Source organism: Sphingomonas panaciterrae (genome assembly GCF_036890205.1).
Lineage (GTDB): Bacteria > Pseudomonadota > Alphaproteobacteria > Sphingomonadales > Sphingomonadaceae > Sphingomonas > Sphingomonas panaciterrae.
In genome coordinates, this window is record NZ_JAKNQR010000005.1 from 79,879 (window position 1) to 102,151 (window position 22,273).

The 22,273-nt window shown below is 63.2% G+C and carries 22 protein-coding genes; 16 read left to right on the forward strand and 6 right to left on the reverse strand.

The window, feature by feature from the left end:
• Nucleotides 1-2: 2 nt before the first annotated feature.
• From L8F96_RS13370 to L8F96_RS13390, 5 genes are all read left to right on the forward strand, one after another.
• The gene (locus tag L8F96_RS13370) at nt 3-809 is read left to right on the forward strand and encodes an NUDIX hydrolase (RefSeq protein WP_046408748.1); all 807 of its coding nucleotides are present in this window, start codon (nt 3-5) and stop codon (nt 807-809) included.
• Between the two features lie 438 nt (nt 810-1,247).
• Complete coding sequence (locus L8F96_RS13375) at nt 1,248-2,384, forward strand: HlyD family secretion protein (protein ID WP_046408749.1); 1,137 nt, start codon at nt 1,248-1,250, stop codon at nt 2,382-2,384.
• Nucleotides 2,384-3,910 (forward strand): DHA2 family efflux MFS transporter permease subunit, encoded by a 1,527-nt coding sequence (locus L8F96_RS13380; RefSeq protein WP_046408750.1) that lies wholly within the window; start codon nt 2,384-2,386, stop codon nt 3,908-3,910. The genes L8F96_RS13375 and L8F96_RS13380 overlap by 1 nt, the downstream gene beginning before the upstream one ends.
• Nucleotides 3,910-5,337 (forward strand): efflux transporter outer membrane subunit, encoded by a 1,428-nt coding sequence (locus L8F96_RS13385; protein WP_046408751.1) that lies wholly within the window; start codon nt 3,910-3,912, stop codon nt 5,335-5,337. Before L8F96_RS13380 ends, L8F96_RS13385 begins: the two co-directional genes overlap by 1 nt.
• 36 nt (nt 5,338-5,373) lie before the next feature.
• Nucleotides 5,374-5,868, forward strand: a complete 495-nt coding sequence (locus L8F96_RS13390) for a MarR family transcriptional regulator (RefSeq protein ID WP_046408752.1) — start codon at nt 5,374-5,376, stop codon at nt 5,866-5,868.
• A 66-nt stretch (nt 5,869-5,934) separates the two neighbouring features.
• Here L8F96_RS13390 and L8F96_RS13395 read toward each other — a convergent pair whose 3' ends face one another.
• Nucleotides 5,935-6,489, reverse strand: coding sequence for a DUF4142 domain-containing protein (locus L8F96_RS13395; RefSeq protein WP_231621900.1), 555 nt, complete (start codon nt 6,487-6,489; stop codon nt 5,935-5,937).
• A 361-nt stretch (nt 6,490-6,850) separates the two neighbouring features.
• Here L8F96_RS13395 and L8F96_RS13400 point away from each other — a divergent pair, with 361 nt between their 5' ends.
• Nucleotides 6,851-8,221, forward strand: a complete 1,371-nt coding sequence (locus L8F96_RS13400) for a DUF4403 family protein (protein ID WP_231023657.1) — start codon at nt 6,851-6,853, stop codon at nt 8,219-8,221.
• Between the two features lie 111 nt (nt 8,222-8,332).
• Here L8F96_RS13400 and L8F96_RS13405 read toward each other — a convergent pair whose 3' ends face one another.
• Nucleotides 8,333-8,989, reverse strand: coding sequence for a recombinase family protein (locus L8F96_RS13405; RefSeq protein ID WP_046408804.1), 657 nt, complete (start codon nt 8,987-8,989; stop codon nt 8,333-8,335).
• A gap of 233 nt (nt 8,990-9,222) precedes the next feature.
• On the opposite strand from L8F96_RS13405, the gene L8F96_RS13410 reads away from it, so the two are divergent.
• The 7 genes from L8F96_RS13410 (at nt 9,223) to L8F96_RS13440 (ending at nt 16,026) form a co-directional block, all read left to right on the forward strand.
• Complete coding sequence (locus L8F96_RS13410) at nt 9,223-9,471, forward strand: AbrB/MazE/SpoVT family DNA-binding domain-containing protein (RefSeq protein WP_046408754.1); 249 nt, start codon at nt 9,223-9,225, stop codon at nt 9,469-9,471.
• Nucleotides 9,464-9,859 carry a type II toxin-antitoxin system VapC family toxin gene (locus tag L8F96_RS13415; RefSeq protein ID WP_046408755.1) on the forward strand — a complete coding sequence of 132 codons (396 nt, stop codon included), beginning with the start codon at nt 9,464-9,466 and terminating at the stop codon, nt 9,857-9,859. The genes L8F96_RS13410 and L8F96_RS13415 overlap by 8 nt, the downstream gene beginning before the upstream one ends.
• Before the next feature lie 51 nt (nt 9,860-9,910).
• Complete coding sequence (locus L8F96_RS13420) at nt 9,911-11,305, forward strand: toll/interleukin-1 receptor domain-containing protein (protein ID WP_046408756.1); 1,395 nt, start codon at nt 9,911-9,913, stop codon at nt 11,303-11,305.
• Nucleotides 11,302-12,837: an argonaute/piwi family protein gene (locus L8F96_RS13425; RefSeq protein WP_046408758.1), complete on the forward strand. Its 1,536-nt coding sequence runs from the start codon at nt 11,302-11,304 to the stop codon at nt 12,835-12,837. The genes L8F96_RS13420 and L8F96_RS13425 overlap by 4 nt, the downstream gene beginning before the upstream one ends.
• A gap of 158 nt (nt 12,838-12,995) precedes the next feature.
• A complete protein-coding gene (locus L8F96_RS13430) occupies nt 12,996-14,261 on the forward strand; it encodes a hypothetical protein (protein WP_168847130.1) in 1,266 nt (421 codons plus the stop codon).
• Nucleotides 14,258-15,352 carry a site-specific integrase gene (locus tag L8F96_RS13435; RefSeq protein WP_046408759.1) on the forward strand — a complete coding sequence of 365 codons (1,095 nt, stop codon included), beginning with the start codon at nt 14,258-14,260 and terminating at the stop codon, nt 15,350-15,352. The genes L8F96_RS13430 and L8F96_RS13435 overlap by 4 nt, the downstream gene beginning before the upstream one ends.
• A 188-nt stretch (nt 15,353-15,540) precedes the next feature.
• Nucleotides 15,541-16,026: a hypothetical protein gene (locus tag L8F96_RS13440; RefSeq protein WP_046408760.1), complete on the forward strand. Its 486-nt coding sequence runs from the start codon at nt 15,541-15,543 to the stop codon at nt 16,024-16,026.
• On the opposite strand, the gene L8F96_RS13445 is transcribed toward L8F96_RS13440, so the two are convergent.
• Together L8F96_RS13445 and L8F96_RS13450 are read right to left on the reverse strand one after the other, a co-directional pair.
• The gene (locus L8F96_RS13445) at nt 16,001-16,498 is read right to left on the reverse strand and encodes a DUF4411 family protein (protein WP_046408761.1); all 498 of its coding nucleotides are present in this window, start codon (nt 16,496-16,498) and stop codon (nt 16,001-16,003) included. The two genes, L8F96_RS13440 and L8F96_RS13445, sit on opposite strands and share 26 nt — an antisense overlap.
• 10 nt (nt 16,499-16,508) lie before the next feature.
• Nucleotides 16,509-17,660 (reverse strand): ImmA/IrrE family metallo-endopeptidase, encoded by a 1,152-nt coding sequence (locus L8F96_RS13450; protein ID WP_046408762.1) that lies wholly within the window; start codon nt 17,658-17,660, stop codon nt 16,509-16,511.
• Nucleotides 17,661-17,779: 119 nt separating this feature from the next.
• Between L8F96_RS13450 and L8F96_RS13455 the strand changes: the two genes are divergently transcribed.
• Nucleotides 17,780-18,640 (forward strand): hypothetical protein, encoded by an 861-nt coding sequence (locus L8F96_RS13455; protein ID WP_052742498.1) that lies wholly within the window; start codon nt 17,780-17,782, stop codon nt 18,638-18,640.
• Nucleotides 18,641-18,672: 32 nt separating this feature from the next.
• Here the strand turns inward: L8F96_RS13455 and L8F96_RS13460 are convergent, their stop codons facing one another.
• A complete protein-coding gene (locus L8F96_RS13460; protein ID WP_052742499.1) occupies nt 18,673-19,203 on the reverse strand; it encodes a hypothetical protein in 531 nt (176 codons plus the stop codon).
• Nucleotides 19,204-19,307: 104 nt separating this feature from the next.
• On the opposite strand from L8F96_RS13460, the gene L8F96_RS13465 reads away from it, so the two are divergent.
• Nucleotides 19,308-20,144 carry a GIY-YIG nuclease family protein gene (locus L8F96_RS13465; RefSeq protein ID WP_046408763.1) on the forward strand — a complete coding sequence of 279 codons (837 nt, stop codon included), beginning with the start codon at nt 19,308-19,310 and terminating at the stop codon, nt 20,142-20,144.
• A gap of 7 nt (nt 20,145-20,151) precedes the next feature.
• Here the strand turns inward: L8F96_RS13465 and L8F96_RS13470 are convergent, their stop codons facing one another.
• A complete protein-coding gene (locus tag L8F96_RS13470; RefSeq protein WP_046408764.1) occupies nt 20,152-20,709 on the reverse strand; it encodes a hypothetical protein in 558 nt (185 codons plus the stop codon).
• A 151-nt stretch (nt 20,710-20,860) separates the two neighbouring features.
• Between L8F96_RS13470 and L8F96_RS13475 the strand changes: the two genes are divergently transcribed.
• Entirely contained in the window at nt 20,861-22,267 is a 1,407-nt protein-coding gene (locus L8F96_RS13475; protein ID WP_205499285.1) for a hypothetical protein, read from the forward strand.
• The last annotated feature ends 6 nt before the right edge of the window (nt 22,268-22,273 follow it).

Consider the following 22,273-nt stretch of genomic DNA (forward strand, 5'->3'; position numbering starts at 1 on the left):
TCATGAGCATCGAGACCGCGTCGGCGGACGCCAGGCGCACTCCGGCCGAGCCGCGACCGGCCGGCACCATCCTGCTGCTGCGGGATGTGCCCGAATATCAGGTGCTCATGGTGCGACGACACCACCAGATCGATTTCGCCTCGGGAGCGCTGGTGTTCCCGGGAGGCAAGATGCACCCCGGTGACGACGATCCGCGCTGGCGCGATCACGTAACCGGGTGGGACGAAATCGACGCGACCCAGCGCGCGCTGCGCATCGGCGCCATCCGCGAGGCGTTCGAGGAAGCGGGGATCCTGCTGGCCAACTATCCCGACGGCCGCGGCTTCTCCAGTGTATGCGACGCCGAGGCCCGCCGGAAGGTCGATACCGGGGAACTCGCCTTCCTCGATGTCGTCGCCGGATTGGGGGTGAAGCTCTCGCTGACCGCCCTGACCGTTTTCGCCCGCTGGATCACTCCAGAAATGATGCCGAAGCGGTTCGACACCTGGTTCTACGCTGCCCCCGCTCCGGCCGACCAGGTCGCGATCTGCGACGGACATGAAACGGTCGATGCCGAGTGGATCGCGCCAGAGTCGGTCCTGGACCTCGCCCGAAGCGGCGCCCGAACCGTGATCTTCCCCACCTTGATGAACGTGAAGCTGCTGGCCGAGGCCGAGAGCGCAGCGGATTGCCTCGCCCGAGCGGAGGCACGTCCGCTGGTCACCGTGCTCCCGCAGATCGAGACACGGGACGGAGAGCGCGTTCTGACCATTCCGCTCGATGCTGGCTATGGTGAAGTCACACAGAGTTTGACTGAGCTCAGGGCCTGACATCCCAGGTTCCGACTATTGCAGAACCTCCCCATGCCGCTCTGGCAAAACAGAGCGGCCTTTTCTTGGGACTTTGGCCTGACACCTGGAAGTTGCCGAAGGCCGACGTTTCGCGTCGGCTGGCGCCCGGCCAGATCGAGATCAGGATCTGCACATACCGACCGTCACATCTTGGGTGGCGGCGAGACACAATTCGAACGTGGTTTGGCCAGCGTCGGATTAGCTTCCCGACGCGACTCATTCGGGCGTCATATGTGCGACGCCCGGAATGTCTGTAGCGTTACTCTCGAGCTCCGACTATGCTACGGTTCGGTTTACATTTGACGGGACGGCAGGGTGGCTGACGATCGGGCTGAGAACCACGAAAACAAAGTGAGACATGACGACCCGGACGCGAATTTTCACCCAGAATCCAGGTCGGAGGACGGTTCCGAGGAGATGAATGGCGAAAAGAAGCCGTCGCTTCTCGAGCGCTACCCCATCATTCGCTACGTCCTCATCGCCGCGCTTGTCGCCGGCATCATCGCGGCTATCGTTTGGTACATGAATTACCGCGCGAGCGGCCAGTTCCTGCAGTCGACCAACAACGCCTATGTGCGCGCGGACTTCGTGACCGTCTCGCCGAAGGTGGGCGGCTATGTCGAGCGTGTTCTCGTCGCCGACAACCAGCCTGTCCGTCGCGGTCAGCTGCTCGCCGTGCTCGATCCTCGCGACTACCGCGCCAATGTCGAAGAGGCGCAAGCCCAGATCGCCGCAGCCGGCGCCAACATCACCACTGCGCGCCGGACACTTGATGAGCAACAGGCCACGGTCGCCCAGGCGGCCGCCCAGGTCGCGAGCGCCGAGGCTGCCGCCGCAGCGGCAGAGAACGAGGTAAGACGCTACGAACCGCTCACCCGGACAGGGGCGGAATCGCGTGAGCGGCTGGCAAGCCTGGTGCTTCAGCGTGACCGGGCTGCCGCGGAGCTGCGCGCGCAGCGAGCGGCCTACCTCGCCGCCCGTCGCAGTGTTGCAACCCAAGCGGCTCGCATCGGTCAGGCGGAGGCGCAGCGTGGCACCGCGCAGGCGCAGCTTGCGCGCGCCTCGACGGACCTCGGGGCCGTCGAGATCCGCAGCAGCATCGACGGCGTTGTCGCCGACAAGGCCGTCCGGGCTGGGCAATATGTCCAGCCGGCGACCCGGCTGATGTCGGTGGTGCCAGTCGATCAACTCTACATCGAGGCGAACTTCAAGGAAACTCAGGTCGCGCTGATGCGCGTCGGGCAGCCCGTGACCATCAAGGTGGATGCACTGGACGGTGCCGAACTGCGAGGCCGGGTCGCCAGTTTTTCTCCGGGGACGGGCGCGCAGTTTTCACTCATCCCGCCCGAGAACGCGACCGGGAACTTCACCAAGATTGTCCAGCGCGTGCCCGTGCGGATCAGCATCGAGGCGGGTCCGGAGGCGCGGCGGGTGCTGCGTCCCGGACTGTCGGTGGAGGTGACGGTCGACACGATCGGCGCCAAGGGAAGCCGGGAACGAATCAAGCAGGAAACCGAGCGGCTGAAGCGCGGCGAGACGCAGGGCGCGCGCTGATGGCGGCGGAACGCGCCGGCCTGCGCGACTGGCTTGCCGTCGCTGCAGGCACGATCGGGTCGTTCATGGCGCTTCTCGACATCTCGATCGTCAATGCGGCCCTGCCCACAATCCAGGGCGAAATCGGCGCGAGCGGCACCGAGGGCACCTGGGTCGCGACCTCCTATCTCGTGGCGGAGATCGTCATGATCCCGCTAAGCCCCTTCCTGGTGCGCCTGTTCGGTCTGCGCAACTTCCTGCTGGGCGCGGCGATCAGCTTCACCGGCTTTTCCGTCGTGTGCGGCATCTCGACGACGCTGCCGATGATGATCGCTGGCCGTGTGGGCCAGGGCTTTACCGGTGGTGCGCTGATTCCGACTGCCATGACCATCATCGCGACGCGGCTGCCCCCGTCACAGCAGCCGATCGGCACCGCCGCGTTCGGCGGCACCGCGATCCTCGGCCCGGTGCTCGGGCCGATCATCGGTGGTTGGCTCACCGACAATTACAGCTGGCATTATGCCTTCTTCCTCAACGTGCCGGTCTGTGCCGGGCTCGTCCTGCTCCTGCTGTTCGGGCTCAAGCACGAGAAGCTGCGGCTCGACCAGCTGCGCCATGCCGACTGGTTCGGGATCGCGGGGCTCGCGATCGGCTTGGGAGCGCTCACCGTCATGCTGGAGGAGGGACAGCGCGAGATGTGGTTCGAGTCCGCGATGATCGTGAAGCTCGCGATCGCAACGGTGTTCGGCTTTGCGCTCATCACGATCGGACAGGTCCGCTCCGCGCATCCGGTTCTCAAGCTGTCGCTGATCTTCAGCCGGTCGTTCGGCAGCGTCTTCGTCCTCAGCCTTGTCATCGGCGTCGTGCTCTACGGCGTGACCTTCCTGATCCCGCAATTCCTCTCGTCGATGGCGGATTACAGCGCCCTGCAATCGGGCAAGGTGGTCTTCGTCTCCGGCATCCCTGCCCTGATGCTGATGCCGTTCCTGCCGCTCGCGTTCAAATATCTCGATGTCCGGCTGGCTGTCTTCGTCGGGATGACGCTGATCGGCGTCAGTTGCGCCATGGATTGGCACCTCACCGCACAATCGGCGGGGGGCGATCTGAGGGATTCCCAGCTCGTCCGCGGCTTCGGGCAGATCTTCGCCATGATGTTCCTTAACCAGGCCGCGATCAGCGCCGTGGCGCCCGAGGATGCCGGCGACGCGTCCGCGCTGTTCAACGCGGGACGGAACCTTGGCGGATCGATCGGCCTCGCCCTGATGGCGACCCTCCAGGACCGGCAGACTTTCCTGCATTTCAATCGGCTAGGGGAGACGGTGTCGGCCAACGCGGCGACCACGCAGGAGTGGTTCGCGAAGGCCATGTCCATGCCGTCCGGCGAAGCGGGCGCCTATAGGCAGCTTGCCGGGCAGCTCCTCGAGCAAGCTACCGTCATGGCCTATAACGATCTGTTTTTCGCGCTCGGCGTCGCGATTGCGATCACTACCCCGCTGGCGCTGTTCCTCCGCCCGATCTCCTCCGACACGCAGATGGCGATGCACTGATGAAGCGACTTAGCTGGGCCATTCTGCCCGCCCTCCTGACCGGCTGCGTCGTCGGACCCAATTATGGAGGCCCGCCGGGCGTCGCGAGCGGCGAGCGTCCCGGAACGACATTTCGCCGCGCAGATCAGGTAGTCACGTCACCGCAAGCCCCTGTTGCGCGCTGGTGGGAAGGCATGGGCGATCTGCAGCTCACGACGCTGATCAACCGCGCGCTTGCCTCAAATCCCGACGTGGCGATCGCGGAGGCGCGCATCCGCAAGGCGCGCGCCAGCTTGCGCGAACAGCGCGCGAACCAGCTGCCCACCGTCTCGGCGTCGGGCACTGCGATCGTCGCCGATCTTCCCGCAGGCTCGCTCGCGCTGCCGACGCAGGGCGAGCAATCCGATCGTATCAGGGCCGAATTCTACAATGCCGGCCTTGATGCGTCGTGGGAGATCGATCTCTTCGGCGGACGGCGCCGCGCGGCCGAAGGTGCCGAGGCCCAGGCTCAGGCGGCCGAAGCCAATAGAGCTGATGCGCAAGTTCGTCTCTCGGCGGAGGTGGCCCAGAACTATGTGACCTTGCGCGAACTCCAGCAGCGCCTGATCCTGGCGCGCCGCTCCGCGCAGCTTCAGCAGCGATCACTCGCCCTGCTGCAACAGCGCGAGCAGCGCGGCGCCTCATCGCGCGACGAGGTGGTGCGTCTGAAGACCGAGCTGACTCGCACGGAGGCGGGACTGTTGCCGCTTGAGGGACAGATCGCGACCACGCTGGACCAGCTTGCCCTGCTCACCGGCGACGAGCCCGGTGCGCACGACGCGGCGCTCTCCGCGCCCGCTCCGATTCCGATGATCCCCGGGACTGTCGCGATCGGCGATCCCGCCGCCATGCTTCGGCGCCGCCCAGACATTCGCGCGGCCGAGCGGCAGCTGGCGGCATCGAACGCAAAGATTGGCGTCAACATTGCCCGGCAGTTCCCTTCGGTCAGTATCATGGGCATCATCGGCCTGGGTGGTCCCAATATTGCCGATGCGGTCGATCCTGACAGCGTAGCGGGTCTGCTGCTGCCGCGGATCAGCTGGAGCTTCCTTGACTTCGGCCGCAATCGTGCCCGGGTCGAACAGGCGCGGGCCGACCGTGACGAGGCTGAAGCACAATATCGGAAGGCTGTTCTCGGCGCGCTGTCCGATGCGGAAACCAGCCTGACCCGCTTCGGCAATCAGCGACGTAACCTGTTTTCGAGCATCGCGAGCCGGGATGGTTCCAGGCAGTCGGCGACCTACGCCAAGCAGCGATACGAGCAGGGGGCGATCCCGCTGACCACATCCATCGAGGCCGAACGCGCGGCGCTGGCTGCTGATCAGTCGGTCCTGGAAGCGACGGGTGAACTTGATCGTGCATTCATCGCCTTGCAGAAGGCGATAGGACTGGGATGGAGCCAGCAGTGACGGTCTTGCAGCCATGCCAGGGAGGGGCCTGACCGCGTGACGGCGCCGCTTCTGCCGCCACCTGCCCAGTATCTGCGTGATGACGCGATCAGGGGAGGGATGGACCTGATGTTCTTTGCTCACCGATCCCATCTGGCTCATGTCGATACCGAGCTGGCTAAGCAGAACCTCGGGCGGGCACACCACCGCGTTCTTTATTTCTTGGGGAGGCATCCCGAAATTTCCGTCAGCGAACTCCTGGACGTTCTAAGCGTCACCAAGCAATCGCTTGGCAGGGTCATGAGGGACCTCATGGATCGCGGGCTCGTCTCCGGACGGGTCGGGGAGCGCGATCGTCGTCAGAAGCTGCTTTCTTTGACCGATAAGGGACGAGCGCTAGAAAACGCGCTTTTCGAGCATCTCAGGAGCAACATGGCGAACGCTTACCAAGCGGCAGGAGAAACAGCCGTCACGGGCTACTGGATTGTTATGCAGCAGCTCATGCGCGCCGAAGCACGGGAGCAATTCCGCCGGCTGCACTCCAGACAGTGATCGCCGCAAACAGATGCCGGACCAGGTCGAAGGGGGGCTTCATCGACCTGGCCCGGCCGGTTTCACCTATCCTGCAAGCCCGGAGGGGGTAAGGGACTTGCCAGTGGTGAGCTCGTTCTCCAGCACCGGGACCGCAGTGCCGGCGACCTGCTGCAGCGCCGGATCGGTTCCATCCTGCGCGTAACCCTTGTGCACGGCCCATGCGGCCTGCTGGACCTGCGCGGACTGGGTCAGATACAGATTGTCGAACGCGCTTTTGGGCGCCTTCTGGAGCAGCTTGAGCAGGGCGGCTCGGTCGGCGGACAGGCTCGAGGGCGGCGCCTTTATCGTGCGCTGATCGTTCTTCAGCGCCGCAAGTAGCGCCTGGTGGCTGCTCTGCGTTTCCGCCAGCACGCGCTTGGCATAGGCCTTGACGTCATCCCGCTGCGCGCGTGTCGCGGCGAGCTGCGCGGCCTTGATCTGGTAAAGGTTGGCGTCGGCCGCCGCGAGCACGTAATTGGGTCCGCTCTGGCTCGCGATCGGCGAAACGCCGACGTCGGCGCTGGTCATCGTTCCCGAAGTGGCGGGCGAAACGGCCTGCGCCAACACTGGTATCGGCGCCAGGGTGAGCAACGCAGCCACTATCGCAGTCTTCATTGAGATCCTCCATTGGTGTTGTGAGGCGTTGACCGAAATCAACGAGCTGAACGATAAGGAAACGGAACGGTTCCCTTTCTCTAAACTCGTTTGGTGAACCCACTGGATGGATGGCCGCTCGGACGGCTGGAGGTGCGCGGCGATGAAGAACACGACGGCCAGGGGGACCGTTCCCGCGCCGGCAGCGTCAAAAGCTGAAGCGCCAGGCCGGACTGCCGGGTCCTTCTTGCGCAGGAGCGAAGTCTCGAGTGCCTCGATCGCATCCGTCCTGCTCTGCGTCGCCTGCCTCGCTGGCTGCGACCGAACGCCTCGCCAGGCGCCGCCGCGAGCGACGGACACGATCAACGTGCCACCGCAGACGTCCACCGTCGATGTGCCGATCGTCGCGGACCTGGACAAGCTGGCCCGAAGCCTCGAACAGGCGATTCCACGTCGCCTCTGGTCGATCGACAAGCCGGGGCAGACCTGCCTTCCGCCGAAGAAGGTCAAGATCCTCTTCGCGAAGATAAAGACGCCCGCCATCCAGTGCCGCATCACCGGCACCGTCGTCCGAGGGCCGCTGGTGCTGGAGGGCTCGGGAAAAACGATCATTGTCACCATGCCGCTTCACGCCGCGATCAGCGCGCGCGACGTGGGAGGCGTACTCAGCCGGGAAACGGCCGAGGCGGACGCCCGCGTCCGGGCTGTGATCAGGCTCGACATCGCCCGCGACTGGTCGCCGCGCGGCACGGTGTCGATCGCCTACGACTGGACCGACGAGCCCCACGTCGACTTCCTTGGCCAGCGCATCGAGTTCACCAGCAAGGCTGACGCCAAGCTCGCCGGCGTCGTCGCGCGCCTGGAGCGTTCGCTGCCGCAGGAACTCGGCAGATTGCAGCTGCGCGAGCAGGTCGCGCAGGTCTGGGGGTCGGCGTTCACCTCCGTCCAACTGAACCGGGCGAACCCGCCGGTGTGGATGCGGATCACGCCCCGGCAGTTGAGCTACGGAGGCTACACCATCTCGCGCAACCGGGTGAACCTGGCTCTAGGGCTGACGGCAGTTACGGAGACGTTCGTCGGCGACCGGCCACCTGATCCGCAGCGCCGGCCGCTCCCCGACATGACGCGCACGCAGCCCGGACCCGGCCGCATCCTGTTCGCCATACCCGTCATCGCCGACTATCGTCAGCTGGAGCCGGTCCTCGCCAAGGCATTGGTGAAGCGGTCGCGCCGCCCCTTCGAAGTGCCCGGTGTCGGGGCCGTGCGCGCGCAGTTCCACCAAGTGACCATCTACGGCACGACGGGCGGCAAGATCGCAGTCGGGCTTCGCTTCAGCGCGGCAGCCGAAGGCGGGGAGCCTTCGCGGGGCACGATCTGGCTTACCGCCACGCCGCGCAACGCCGTCAACGATCGCCGTGTCGCGTTCGACGATCTCACCGTCGCCAGTGTGACCGACTCGGTCCGGACAAGCCTGCTGCTGAAGCTTGCCAACACTCCCGGCATATCTGGCACTGTGTCAGCCGCGCTGACCCAGAATTTCGAAAAGGATTTCGACAAGCTGTTCGGCAAGATCACCCGTGCGATCGACGAGAAGCGTATCGGCGACCTGATCGTGCGCGCCCGCATCACGGACGTGCGGACGGGCCAGCTGAAGGCGGCGGGGCAAGGCGTCTACCTGCCGGTATGGGGGCGCGGCACGGCCACGATCGGCCTTGCGCCACGGCGGGCCGGAAATTGAGATCTCTGCTGCAGCCTTGACGCCTGCTTGATCGTCCCAGCGGCAACGCTGCAGCCTCTTTCGATCTTGGCAGAACTATTCAAAGGTCAAATCAAATCATCCGGCTCTGTCTCACGGTATCGTCGGACGCGCATCGCTCTGCTTGGTCGCCCGGTGGAGGGCTGTGACGCGCTTGACTTGTGCGATGCTGCAACCCGCCAGCGCCGCCGTTTTCGCTATGCTCATCCCAGCCTCACGAAGTGAGACGATGCGGCGATGATGGGCCAAGTCTGGTTTTCGACCGGTGTAGCGTCCCTCCCGCTTGGCGATCGCTATGCCTTCCCGCTGCCGCTCGCGGCGCAGTTCGTAATCATCGCGAGCGGTCTGAAGCGCAACCCTCAGTAACATGTCTTGAATTGCCTCTAGGACGATGCGCGTCACCCCGCCATTGTCCTCGGCAAGATCGGTAAGATCCACGATTCCTGGTACGGCTAGCCTCGCTCCCTTGTCGCGGATAGCGGTGACGAGCCTCTCCGCCTCAGCCAGCGGCAGGCGACTGATCCGATCGATCTTTTCGGCGATAACCACTTCGCCCATTTGCAGGTCGGCTATCATGCGAAGCAACTCGGGCCTGTCAGGACGCGCGCCGGAAGCCTTCTCGCGATAAACAGCTGCGACATAATACCCCGCGGCACGCGAGGACACGACCATCGCCTCTTGTCGTTCAAGATCCTGCTCGTCGGTGCTGACGCGCAGGTACACGCGAGCAGCGCGGACTGTCGTACTCATGTTGGCTCCGTTGGGTATACCCTTGTGAGCCACCGCTGCGGCATCCGGCTCGGAATAGCAAGCGCCGATCCTGTCGAGCCTAGCTCAGCTAGTCAGGCCTAAGTAGCTACCGCGCGCAGATATGAACGGCCACCAATCACTAAACCCGTTGAAGGGTCCTGCTTTGCGCTATCCGTCAGCGCCGACATCCGGTAAGGTCTGGTGATTGGGTCAGCCAAGCGAGGTCAGTGCAGATGGAAGCACAGAGGGTCAAGATCGTGGATGGTGGCAAGCTCGTGATCCCGGCGGCAATGCGCCGTGAGCTCGGGATCACCACAGGTGACACCGTTCTCGTCGATGTGGACGATGGCGAGTTGCGGGTACGGTCCGTACCGAGAGCGTTAGAGCGGGCTCGCGCGATCCTTCGCAAGTATGTGCCCGAAGGCGTCGGCCTGGCTGACGAGCTGATTGCCGAACGCCGGCGTGAGGCGGAGCGTGAGTAGCAAGGTCGTACTCGACGCCTCCGCCCTGCTCTGCCTTCTGAACGACGAGCCCGGGGCTGATCGGGTAGTCGACGTGCTGACCCGCAGTGTCATCGGAACGGCAAACCTGGCCGAGGTCGTGTCCAAGCTGCGGGAGCGTGGCCTGTCGCTGGACGAGGTGCGTGAGGCGCTCGGCGGGTTGCACCTCGATGTTCGGCCGCTCTCCCCTGCCCAGGCGCTCATCATAGGCGACCTCCGGCCGTCGACGAAGGCACTTGGTCTTTCGCTTGGCGACCGGGCATGCCTTGCTTTGGCGATCGATCTGCAAGCGCAGATGTTCACGACGGACGGCCCGCTGGCGAGCGCGGATGTCGGCATTACCATCACCAACGTGCGCCCTCTGGCGTAGTAGGCCCATATTCGTGCTTTTGGGTACGGTACGCTGCAGGCGGGGACACGCATGACAACCGTTCCGACACTGGTGCGCGACACCATTCTGATCACGCACGCCAACCCCGAGGATAACCGGTTCGCGCGGTGGCTCGCAGGTCGCTTGACCACTGCCGGGTACAAGGTCTGGGTCGACGTTGGCGCGCTTCGGGGTGGCGACGATTTCTGGGACAAGATCGAGCACGTGCTGCGGCACGAGGCGATCAAGCAGATCGTCGTCGTGTCCGAGCACATCGGCAAGCAAGGCGTAAAGAAGGAACTCGCCCTCGGCGACGTCATGCGTCGCAAGCTCGGCGATGCGGAGTTTATGATTCCGATCCGAATCGCCGACGTGGATTTCGGCGATTTCCCGACGGAGATCCTCCGCCAGAACGCACACAATGCGTTCCCTAACTGGGCTGCCTGCCTTCAGCCCCTGTTCGAGACGCTCGACTCCTCACGTGTGCCAAAGGTCGAGCATCCGGACGCCGAGCAGCTTGCGATGATCGTCGCTGCCCAAGAGGACGGTCGAAAGCTGGTCACTTCAAGTCCCGAGACGCTCTACAGCAACTGGTTCGAACTCCGGGCGAGGCCTGACGTCTGGATCCTGGAGGCGAAGGGAACGACTGCGCAGCTGGAAGCCTGGAGCCAGTTCACACGTGTTCCCCATGTACTACACGATGGAGGGGTGATCGCCTTCTGCGGACCCGATGCTATCGAGCGTCTCGACAACGGCGCTCCGCCTTTGAAGGCGCGCGCCAGCTTGCCATTCAACGGCGTGATCGACGGTACCTATAGCCGCCACTTCGTTGAGCGTTCCAATGCACGGCGGATCGCCGTCAATTTGATGCGTCAGCACTGGGACTTGGCCATGCATCGTCTCGGGCTACTTCCTGTCGATTTCGCCTCGGGCGCCCGCGGCCGCTTCTTCCCCGACGGACTCATCGACGGAAGAGTGAAGCTGACGCTGAGCGATGGACATCGGGTCGACCGGGTCCTGAGCGGCAAGTTCAAGGATCGGCGCTGGCATCTGTGCCTTGTCGCTCAACCCAAGCTCTGGCCGGATGCTCTCTTCCGGGTCCATGCCAATGTCGCGGTGACGACCGATGGCCGAACCCCGCTCCCGGGTGAACAGCTGCAGCGTATCCGGTTGCGCCTCACGCGGTCTTGGTTCAACGACAAATGGCGCGACATGCTGCTCGCCGCGATGGGGTGGCTTGCCGAAGGTGATCCGACCCTAGACATTGCCGCGTCCGGTGAGCGCCTTGCGGTTGCCAGCCTACCGATGAGCTTCGACTTCCCAGTCAGCTTCGCCGCGGAAGAGGACCGCCGAGTCGAGGAGGACGAATCCGGCCAGATAACCCTGTCAGAGGACTTCGAAACGGCTTTCGACCGGGATGAGATGCCGGAGGAGGCCGACGCATGAGCATTCTCACGCATCGCATCGCCGAACCTTTGCTTGAGTTCGGTCACGGGCAGCAGATGGAAGCGCCAAAAGATGGGCTCTTCCTCTTCGGGCCGCTCGAAGGCCCCGATGGCCGCTCCCAGGTGCGCTTGGGCGTCATCGGGACGGAGAGCGGCGTCGGCCTATCCCGCCGCTGGTTAGAGCGGATCAGCCTACATATCCCCGGCAAGGTCGATGCGAAGGGCAAGCCCGTTCTATGGGCACCCGCATGGCCAGGCTTCGAGGCCTGCTTCGGCATCGCGCTGCCAACCCGCGGCATGGTCGAGCTAGCGCTCAAGAGCGGCGACATCGATCATTGCATCAAGAAGAACAATCGCGCCGACGCGGTCCGATCCACGGTGCTGCTGTTCGCCGACGCGATCCGCGCGCACATCCGCGCCGAGGAGCGCCGTCCCGACGTCTGGCTCGTTGTCGTTCCGGACGTCGTCTATCGCTACGGACGTCCCCAGGTAGCACCACCGCCCAGAGACGAGCGCACTCCCTCTGACATCACGAGCTTCAAGGACGCCAAACGCTTCTTCCAGATGGGCGGCGACCTGTTCCCAGACACGGTGCGGGATGCCGAAACCTACCTGTTCTCGAGCAATTTCCACCACCAGTTGAAAGCCGAGTTGCTGCAGGACGGCGTCGTCCTCCAGCTGATCCTCGAAAGCACGCTGGTCGACCGCAACCTCAACATCACCAACGACCGCCGGCGCGGCCTCCAGGACGAGGCCACGGTTGCCTGGAACTTCTGCACCACGCTCTACTTCAAGATGGACGCCAAGCCGTGGGCGCTGGCCCATGTCCGCCCTGGCGTTTGCTACGTCGGACTGGTGTTTAAGAACGACGACACGCCTGCGGCAACGGGCGAAGCCTGTTGCGCCGCGCAGATGTTCCTCAACTCAGGCGACGGTCTCGTATTTCGCGGCGCCCTTGGGCCCTGGTACTCCGACGAGCGCAAGGAATATCACCTGTCGAGGAGCGCGGCGGCGAATTTGATGACCTCGGTGGTCGAGGGCTATAAGCTCAAGCACGGCAAGCCACCGAACCAGCTGTTCATCCATGGCCGTCACCGCTTTTCCCACGATGAGTGGGACGGCTTTTGCAGCGCAGTGCCCACTGAAACACAGCTGGTAGGAGTCAGGATCAAGCAGCTCGATGATGTTCGGCTGTTCCGCCCCTCTGCGTCGACACCGGTCCTGCGCGGCACAGCCCTTACCGTGGGTGACTGGTCAGGTTACCTTTGGGCGCGGGGGTTCGTGCCGCGGCTGGCAGGGTATCAAGGGTTCGAGACACCCAAGCCGCTCACCGTCGACGTGACGCATGGCGAAGGGGACATTGTAGAGGTGCTCGGCGACATCCTTGCGCTCACCAAGGTAAACTATAACGCCTGCGATTTTGCGAGCGCCCTGCCCGTGACGCTCAAGTTCGCCGACCGGGTGGGTGAGATCCTGATGGCGTCGCCTCATACCGTTACCGCACCGCCGCTGCCGTTCCGGCACTACATCTGATCCCATGAGCGCCGACTGATGCCGATGGCAGGTCGAGCGTAAGGCGAAGACTCTGACGTCCACCAATTTAGGTGCAATCCGCTATTTCGGAAGCGTGCCGCCGGGCAGATGCCGTCCACCATTTCAGGAAAACCTACAGCTTCGATACGATCCTGACCATGATCATCGACATCCCAACCGCCGGCGAATTTCATGCCGCCGGCCTCAAGCAGGTTCACCTGGCGTGGCAGATCGCGATGGACTCGGTGCATGATTACGATGGTGCAACGTACTACAAGCTGGCCGACGAAACGCCCGAGGAAGCGGTTGAGGAATTTTGGCAGCGCTCGCAGCCCGCGCTCGCCAACGCGTACAGCCTCATCCAGCAAGGCATGGAGCTGGCGCTCAAGGGTCGGATCGCGGCGGTATCGCCCTATCTCCTGATTGGTGGGCCGAAGGATTGGCCGAAGGGCACCGCCACTGGGCCGGTCTCGTTCGGTGAATTTCGCACGCTCGACGCCACGGACCTCATACCCGTCCATAACAGTGTGGTTGCCTCTCCCTTGGACGAGCCGTTCAAGACGTTCTGGGAACAAGTCAGGCGCGATCGCAACAAGATCATGCATTCATCGGCGCCGGGCACGTTCACGCCCGAGCAGGTGGTGAAGACGCTGCTGACAGCGATCGAAGCGCTCTTTTCGGAGGTCCCGTGGGCGCAACGGTTGATCGAATTGGAGGACGAGAGCAAATTCGCCTCGCTCGGCTTCGTCGACAATGCCCGAAACCACGTCCTGCGACAGATCGCCACCGCCATCCGTCATCTGAAGCCCGCTGAGGCCAAGCGCTTCTTCGGCTATGATGACGATCGGCGGGGCTATGTGTGCCCGCACTGCTATTTCGCGTCGAACCGCGATTGGCAGGACGACTGGCCCCGCCTTGCTCAGTTGACGACCAAATCGCCTGGGGCGACCGAGCTCTACTGCCTAGTGTGCGAAGAGACGACTGTTACCGAGCGCGCGCCGTGCGGTCAGACCGAATGCAAGGGCGATGTCATCGCCGAAGGGATCTGCCTGACGTGCACACATAGCCAGGACGAGTGTTTCGACGTCGCATCCGGCTTGGTGGATTCGACGCTCTCCAAGGCCGATCACTGCTACGACTTCGTGTTTGGCTACGGCACCGCTGGCGCTGGGGGCTACTTCGCAGGCGACCAGCAGACCCTTGCCAATGACGCAGACGCTAAAGAGCATGGCAGATTTGCCATGCGCGAGAAGCATCTTCAGCGGTGGAACACGGTCTCGATCATGCATGTGCAGCGGCGTAACTTCCCCGATCTCACCGATGCAGATCGGGTGCTAGGTCATTGGAGCCGAAATGGCGACAATCTCGATTGGATCGACGGTGTCCGTGCCGATCGCCCAGATATGGGAGGCCTATCGGAATGAGCCAAAACGACGGCGAAAGCCTCAAAGCGATCATGGCGGGCACCGTCGCGGTGCTCAATCAGGTAACTTCCCTGGAGCCGTTTCTTCCTGACCTTTCGCCTGACGATCGCGAGCGGGTTGACGCTTATGTCGCGCGGGCCTCGGCCGAGGCGACGTTGCGCGCATACAAATCCGACTGGCGGCTTTTCTGTGCCTGGTGCGGGGAGAATGGATATCGGCCGCTTCCGGCGGCACCCGCAACCGTTGCAGCCTTTTTGACCCTGCTTGCCGAACGCGGGTTCGTGCCGGCCGAGCCGCGGCGAACGAAGCGCGGCACTGTCCTCGAGCGCAGAGATCCCGTGCCGTTGGGCCGTGCCACTGTCGGCCGTCGCTTGGCCGCAATCGTCTTCGCCCATCGCGCAGCGGACATGGAGCCCCCCACTACTCAGCCTGACGCCGCCCGTCTCGAGAAAGCCGTGCGCGGCATTCGTAAAGACAAAAAGGGAGAGCTCCCCGGAAAGAAGCGCGCGGCTGATGGGGACGTCCTTCGTGACATGCTCCGCAGTATCACAGGCGAGGATCTCCGCGCCTATCGTGACAGGGCGCTGCTCGCCATCGGAATGGCCGGTGCAATGCGTCGCTCCGAATTGGTCGCGGTGACGGTCGGGCGGGTATCCGAAGATGGTCGAGGCCTGCTGATCCGCATTCCCTCCTCGAAAACCGATCAGGAAGGTCAAGGGCACACGGTCGCGATCCCAGACGGCCAGCGTCTCGAGCCGGTGCAGCATTATCGGGCATGGCTCGCTAAAGCTGGAATCGATAGCGGGCCAATCTTTCGCAAGCTGACACCGCAGGGTCGACTGACCGGGAAGGCAATGAGCGCGCAGGGCGTAGCACTGGTCGTCAAGGCGGCGGCTGTGGCTGCCGGCTATCCGCCGGAGCTCTTCTCAGGTCATAGCCTCCGAGCCGGGTTCCTGACCGAAGCAGGACGCCAGAACGCAAACCTCTTCAAGATGAAAGAGCATAGCCGGCACGCTTCGCTCGAGATGGTCGCGGAGTATGTCCGCGATCATGAGCGGTTCCGAGAGCATGCAGGTGAGGGCTTCCTTTGAAGTCACGCGGAGCCGCAATCTCCGCTGCCGCGCGTGCGATTAGCTTCCGGGCGCGGGCTGCAGGTGTAGCTGTGCGCGGTTGGGGTAGCGAAAAAATGGTCCTGGTGCGTCGGCCAGTCCGCCGGCGCATCGCGCGAGCCAGGCGATACGCGCGCCGCACCTTCCTGCTTGGGTGGGGCGCAGCCGGATTGGCCATTATCGTTCAGCTCCTGACGCCCATGGCTCTGCTGTATCTGTGGTTGCGCTCGCCGACGGCATCGAGCCATCTACCAAGTGCCGTCCTGCCATATGCGACCGTCCTGGTATTTATGGCCGGATATGTGTGCATCATGGTGCTGGGGACCGCGGCAAGCATTATCCTGAAGGCCGCGATCAAGGGCTACAGCTCCGGCACACGCAGCCTCGTTATCTTCCTGATGAGTATCGGACTTTATCTCTTCGTCGCATTCATGGGTGCCGTGGTGGGGCGTGAGGCGCCGAAACTTCCGGGGCAGGTCCCTGTGCTGCTGACGTTCTACATTGCGCTCTACGTGATGTTTTCAGGTTGGACCACCAAGCACATCTGGGACCGGATTACCGACGACGGCCGGGACAGGCTGCACCTCTTCTTGGCTGGTCGCGCGATGCGACGCCGAGCGCAATCGCGCCTTACGGCTGTTGCCAGGCGGTCGTGAAGTCGAGAGCCTCGATCATGTCGAAAAGAGAGCAGCACGGGACCCCGAAGTCACGACAGACATCAGGCACCTTCCGGTTGGCACCCTGCTTGCCGGGTTTCGATACCTCGAAGCTTACGACCGTGCGTTCGCCCGGCTCGACGCGTCCGTAGGCCACCAGAAAGGGATCGCGCCCGACTAGCTCGACGCCGTTCTCGTCGAGGGGACCATAGCCTTGCAGGGTTGTATCGGCGACCAGCGCGGGGTCGAGATCCTCGGCCAGGATCAGCGCCGCGCGGCATTCTTCGGTGCAGAGCCAGTCCACGATGTCGCCCCGACCGGAGGTGACCTCCTCGAATTGCTCCAATGGAATTTTGACGTTGCCGAGGGTGCCTTGGTGTCGCAACCACTCCCAAAACACGGGAAAACGCCGGAGCGGATAGGCTCTGCGATCTCCTGTTATGAGCGTGTCGGCATCGAGCAGGTAGAGCAAGCGACCCCCGCTATGCCATCTGTTCGGTCATGCGACCGATCGCCGTGGGTTTTACGCCGAGCACCTTGCCCGCCTTGGTCGTCGTCAAGGCGCCACCCGCGACCATCCGATCGACAAGCGCGAGGAGACCCTGTCCAACCCGGTGGCGCCTTACGACATAATAGTCAGGCGCGCCTTTCGCTGGCTTTCGCGGAAACTCGAGACGGTCCTCATCGAACCGGGCGGCGAGCTGCCGGTACATGGCCGCATCGATGAGGCGCTCCCGTAAGAGGTTGTAGGCGACCATCTTGCGGCTGACTTTGCGAGCGTTTGCAAAGACGCCGATTTGGTCGATCAATCCGTCTAGGTCGGCGACACCGGCGAGCTCCTGCAGCTCCTCGCGGCCAAGAAGGAATTTCGCCGCCGCGTCATCGCACAGCCGCTCGATCACCTGTTCGCTGTCATATCCGCTGATACCGCTCTGCCCCAAAAGGATGTGGCCGAGCTCATGAAGAAGCGTGAACGGCCAAGCTGCCTTGGAGTCCGTTTCATTGACGACGATGAACGGCGCGACCTCGTCCGCGAGAGCCATTCCCCGGAAAACACCTGGGCTGAGATTGCTCGTCCAGTGGCCGAGATTGCCGATGAGCAGCACATAGACGCCCGCAGCCTCAACCGCATCGCGCAAGATCCGGAAGGCTTGCTCGATCGTCCGGGCCTGGCGGTAACCCCCTCGATCAAGGTTCAGCAGTTCACCCATCGCCTGAGCAAGGGCATCCGCACCCGCCCGTGGGTCAATGGACCCGACGAACGTCCGGATTTCAGCCTCTTCGGCGTCTTCTAATGCACCACGAACAAGGGACTGGCGGGTGCGAACGTCACGGACCAGCGCACCGACGGTCGCCTCCGCTCCGGCCTCCCGATCCGGAAGCGTCCGAAAGTCATGGGTTCGGGGGGGCGCTGCCGGTGGTTCGGGTAGGTAGAACGTGAGCAATGGACGACGATAGCGATCCGCCATTTTGAGCAATTGGGGGCGGCTGGGCTCGCGATCGCCCGCCTCCATCTCCGCCAGGCGTGCAGCGGCGCTTTCACCGCCAAGACCGATCCCTTTGGCGGCATCCTCAAGCGTCAGGCCCGCGCTCTCGCGCGCCCATGACAGGATCTGAGGATTGACCTTCGGCATGCTTGGTGGGGCTACTCCGCTGATGATGTTCCCTTGCTATATGCCTATGGTGCAGGCCTCTGTCATCGCCGAAGCGCGGCGCGGAAGCTAAACCGTTGAAACATAGGGAGTGATGTCGAATGGGGCAGGCGAAGCAGCGAGCAGCCGCGCGTGCAGGAGTTCACGCGGAAATTGATGCTCGGCTGCGGGGGCTCGGCATCGACACCACCCAGTTTGGCTTTTTCGATCAGCCGGCCTTTGCGGCGGAGGAAGGTCGCGACGGCACCTTCCTCGATCAATACGCCTTGTGGGTGCAATCCCGCCCGCGCACCGCCGAATATGATGAGCGCGTCCGTGCGATCGTCCCCCGGCTCGCCGAATTCCTGGCGGATCTGTTCGAACGTGAGGATATGCAGCGTAGCTGTGTTCATGTCTCGTCGATGATGCAGCGTATCCTCGATCGGCTCGGTGTCTGGAGTTTCGGGCTGAAAGGCTCGATGATTGCCGAAGTAGCCAGCGAAGATCTTTGGCGCGGACAGTCGATGTGTGACCTCTCCGATTTCCCTGGTGCCGAACTGGGCCACGCATGGGTCGTTGCGCCGCCTTTCGTGATCGTCGACGGAACGATCCGGCTGCAAAATCCTGTCGGCGACCCAATGAACAGCTACACCCCAGCCATTGTTGCGGTAGAGCATACGACGATGGTGAAGCCGACCGTCGACGACGTCGTTTCCGCTCAGCTTCGCGCCCGGATCGCTCGTGATGAAGGACGAGAAGACAGCCAACTCCATCACCGCCTGGTCCCAAACCTGAAGGATTTCAGTCGCAATTTCCCAAGCAGTGAGATCCGCTATGGCGAACTGGTACTCCGCTACGTCCCCGCTGGCGTGCGGATCAGCGATGTCGGGCTGGAGCAGATAAACGGCGCGGGCGAGAAACTTCGGGGTGATGAGGTTTGGAACGACCATGTCGCACCCGCCTTCGCCGACTTCATCGTTTGATCCGGTTGGCTCGCACGGGTCGCGCTAGCTTTTTAGGCGGTGCCGGCGGGAGCGAGCGTCTCGGCGCTGATCATCCGGACCGCAAGCTCGCCATGTCCAGCAAGCTGCTCGAGCAGCAAAACGCTGTGAGCCTCGGCGTCGTCTGCGGTGGTGAACATCTCCGTCGTGTAACGCCCACGCGCCATGCTGCAGCCTGGTATATCCTGAACTAGCGAGACGTAGCTGTCCGGCCAGCGACAGACGATGAGCCAGGGCCAGCCGGTGGTGGGTGGCTCATAGCGAGAAATCAGCACATTGTCCGAGACCAGGGCCGATGGACGGTGATCGAAAAAGTCTGGAGCCACGGGCCCCGGACGGGGAAGGTTCAGAAGGCGTTCCGCTTCCGCTTGTTCGTGGCTGGTCTCCAAAATCATCGCGTAATAGCGTCCGAGCCCGAGACCGTCGCCGCGCAGCGGTACGGGCACATCGACCAAGAGAACGCTTGGCGCTGAGATGATCGTCGAGGGATAGAGCATTCGTCGTCGCGCGAGGTCATCGGACAGGCGGTAGGTCGCAAGGCTCATCTTTTTGTCCGTCGGTCGGAGCCGTCGGCATCGGCTCATTGAAGCCGCCACCACCCTGCTCCACAAGCATCCGCAGATTCCGGCAAGAAGCAGACTATGAACATATGGCGCTGACTTTCAACGCGGTCCTCGACGAAGCGGGCATAAGCCCTGATTCCGTTCGTCTCCTGCGGCATCAAACGCATTCTGCGGGCCGGACGCCTTATTCGCTCTGGCGCGACGATCGGGCGGGCTTCCTCGTGTATCAAAGCCTTCAGACGAGCCAGAACCGCGCTCGTCTTTCCGCAAGATATTGGGCGAGCTTCGTCGTGACGCCCGCGGCAGCCACCCTGTTCGTGGGACTTTACGAAATCTCGCTCATCGGGAGTGCGCCCGACGACATTGTCGACCCGCTGCGTCACAAGCTCGCAACCGAAGGCGGCACCCGGCCGCTCGATCTCTATGCGCAAACCTCCGTATTCGCGTTGGAGGACATGAGCGGCCGTTTGACCATCGACTGGGGCGCAGGAACCCGGAGTTGGATCCAGCGTGCCGGTAGCCAGGCGAAGGCTATACTCGAATTGAGCCGCACGTTTCAGGAGGAAGCGTTCCCAGGTTATGTGCGGTTCATCGGCAACCTCTCGTCGCTGGAAGCACTGCCAAAGGGCTGGATCGCCGCGCTTACCGCGGCGCGGGGCGTTTACCTTCTGACCTGCCCGCGCACGCGCGAGCAATATGTTGGTTCGGCCACAGGCGAGAGCGGTTTCTTCGGCCGCTGGCTCACCTACATCCGAGATGGCCATGGCGGCAATCTGGGTCTGAAAAGTCGCGACCCGAGCGACTATCAGGCCAGCATTCTCGAAGTGAGCGGATCAAGCGCCACCGTCGAGGAGATCATCGCTGCAGAGCAGCTTTGGAAAGCGAAGCTACAAAGCCGGGAGCTGGGCCTTAACCGTAATTGAGGGTGTTTCACCGACCGGCGTGAAGTGCCCGACGTGCTTCCTCGGTGATCGTGTAAACCGCTTGCCGCTGGGCGCCCCGATTTTGGTGATCCACCCGGTAGCCCTGATAATGCCGCCTGACGAAGCCGGCGCGAACCAACTCGGAAACGGCGCGGCTGACATTTGTGCGGCCGGACTGACGAACCCGCTTGCGGACCTGAGCGTCGACGATCCTGTTTGCCGCCACCGGATCGACCGGAAGGGCACACTTAGCCTCAAGGTCTTGTCGCACCTTGTCTGCGATCGCGAGACGACGGGGGTCGCGCTGAGCGACGGGAACCAGTGCGTCGCATAGCCAATCCCGGACGGGAATCCGGCGGTCACCCTCGCGGATGTACGGTCCCGCCGATCCCGTCTGAGCACTCGCCTGGGCGATCAAGTTGAGCACCATGAAGCTGTAACGCGGTCGCTCGCATACGATCGTCAGCCGCTCCAGAATGGCCGGTAGGTCAAGCGGGCGCGTAGGCTCTCCGGCTTTCACCGGCCGAGCACAGTCCTCAAGGGAAAAGAGATCGGGCTGAAACATGGAACATTACAAGCACAGAGTGCCGGCAAAGTGAATCCCGCACAGGAGGGCCACAAAGACTTTAACCGCTCGTGGCACTTCACCGAGCGAGGTAAAGTGCCGCGAGCGGTACGGATTTTTGACGGCGGGGCGCGGCTAGAGGGTGATGAGGATGCGGCTCTTAAACAACTTACGCAATTGGATAGCCAACGCGCTACGTGTTGAGGAGCCGGCCGAGACCGCCGCGCTCCAAGAAACCAGCGAGCGTGATCTCCATACACTCGACAGCTGGCGACAGATGTTGTCGGGTCTGCCGCGAACGATCGAGTGCCCGCAAATGACGTTGTTCGGGCGCGACGAGGAAGGCGCGATCTTCAAGGGTTCGGGTCGCATCGAAATCGTCAGCACGACCAAGATGCGGTTCTATATGCATGCGGCGCCTTCGGTAGATTTGCGGCAGGCACTGGAGGTGTTCAACCGGCAGAAGTCGCAGCCGTATGACGCCCGTGACCTCCTCCGCTTGTTTGCGACGGACTATCGCGGGGTCGAATGGGTGGGCGGCTATACCCAGGTGGACTTCTTCGCCGACCACAATAACGGGTGGCCGCTGAGCGGCGAAATCGACGCACTGCACGCGCTGGCTAAAGGCTACTGGGTATCGAAGCGGAGCAATGTCGAGCTGTTGCTCGTGCCGCCAATCGACCTGCCGATGAGCGAGCCGCTGACAACCACGGCATTCATCGGCGAGCGCCGTATCTTGGCGAGCCGCGGGCCGGGCCAACACGTGATTGAGGTCCTCGGGACTAGCATCACCTTTTCGTATGAGCCGTCAGGCCAGGCGTTGTGGATCACTGCCGACGCGGGCGGGGTTCTCTCTCATCCGTTCTTGGAGAATTGGCTGACAGAGCCGCTGCGTATCCTGCTCGGCGTGCCGGTCTATCCGCGCATGGTCGCGCGCAACCTCGGTGACGGCACTGCGCATGTGTGGCTGCGGCCATCGCCGCGCCATCGGGAGCCGTCTGCGATCGGCTTGCTGCAGCCCTTCGCGATCGAACACGGACGGGCGGAAGCCTTTTGGAAGCTCTACGCCGACATTCTTACGTTCATCGTCAAGGTCGGATCTTTCGAAGCGAATCCGCTGACACGTTATTACGATGAGCTCGCCGAAGCCCAGCTCGGTTCGCGCTGGGTGCTCACGCTGACGCTCGCCGGCGCGGCTGAGGCACTGGCGAACGAGTTGATGACCGAGGACGACAGACGGCCAGAATTCTCCGATGAACTTCTTGCGTCAATGAAAAAGCAGATCGAGGCGTGGAAGGACGACCCCGCCTTGCGCGGCCGAATGCTCTCCAACCTTGGGATGGTGAGCAAGCGCAGCGTCGTCGCCTTCATGCGCCAACTCGGCAAGGCGGGCACGCTGGAGGCGGCGCACGTGCAGACTTGGTACGAGATTCGCAACTCGGTGATGCATGGCAATCTCGTCGAGCCATGGTCCAGCGAGGAAGGCGACGCCCGGCTGCACCAGATGCTCGATCTCCTCCACGCTCTAACCCGCGCCCGGATCGCCGCTGGCCGGTGATGCATC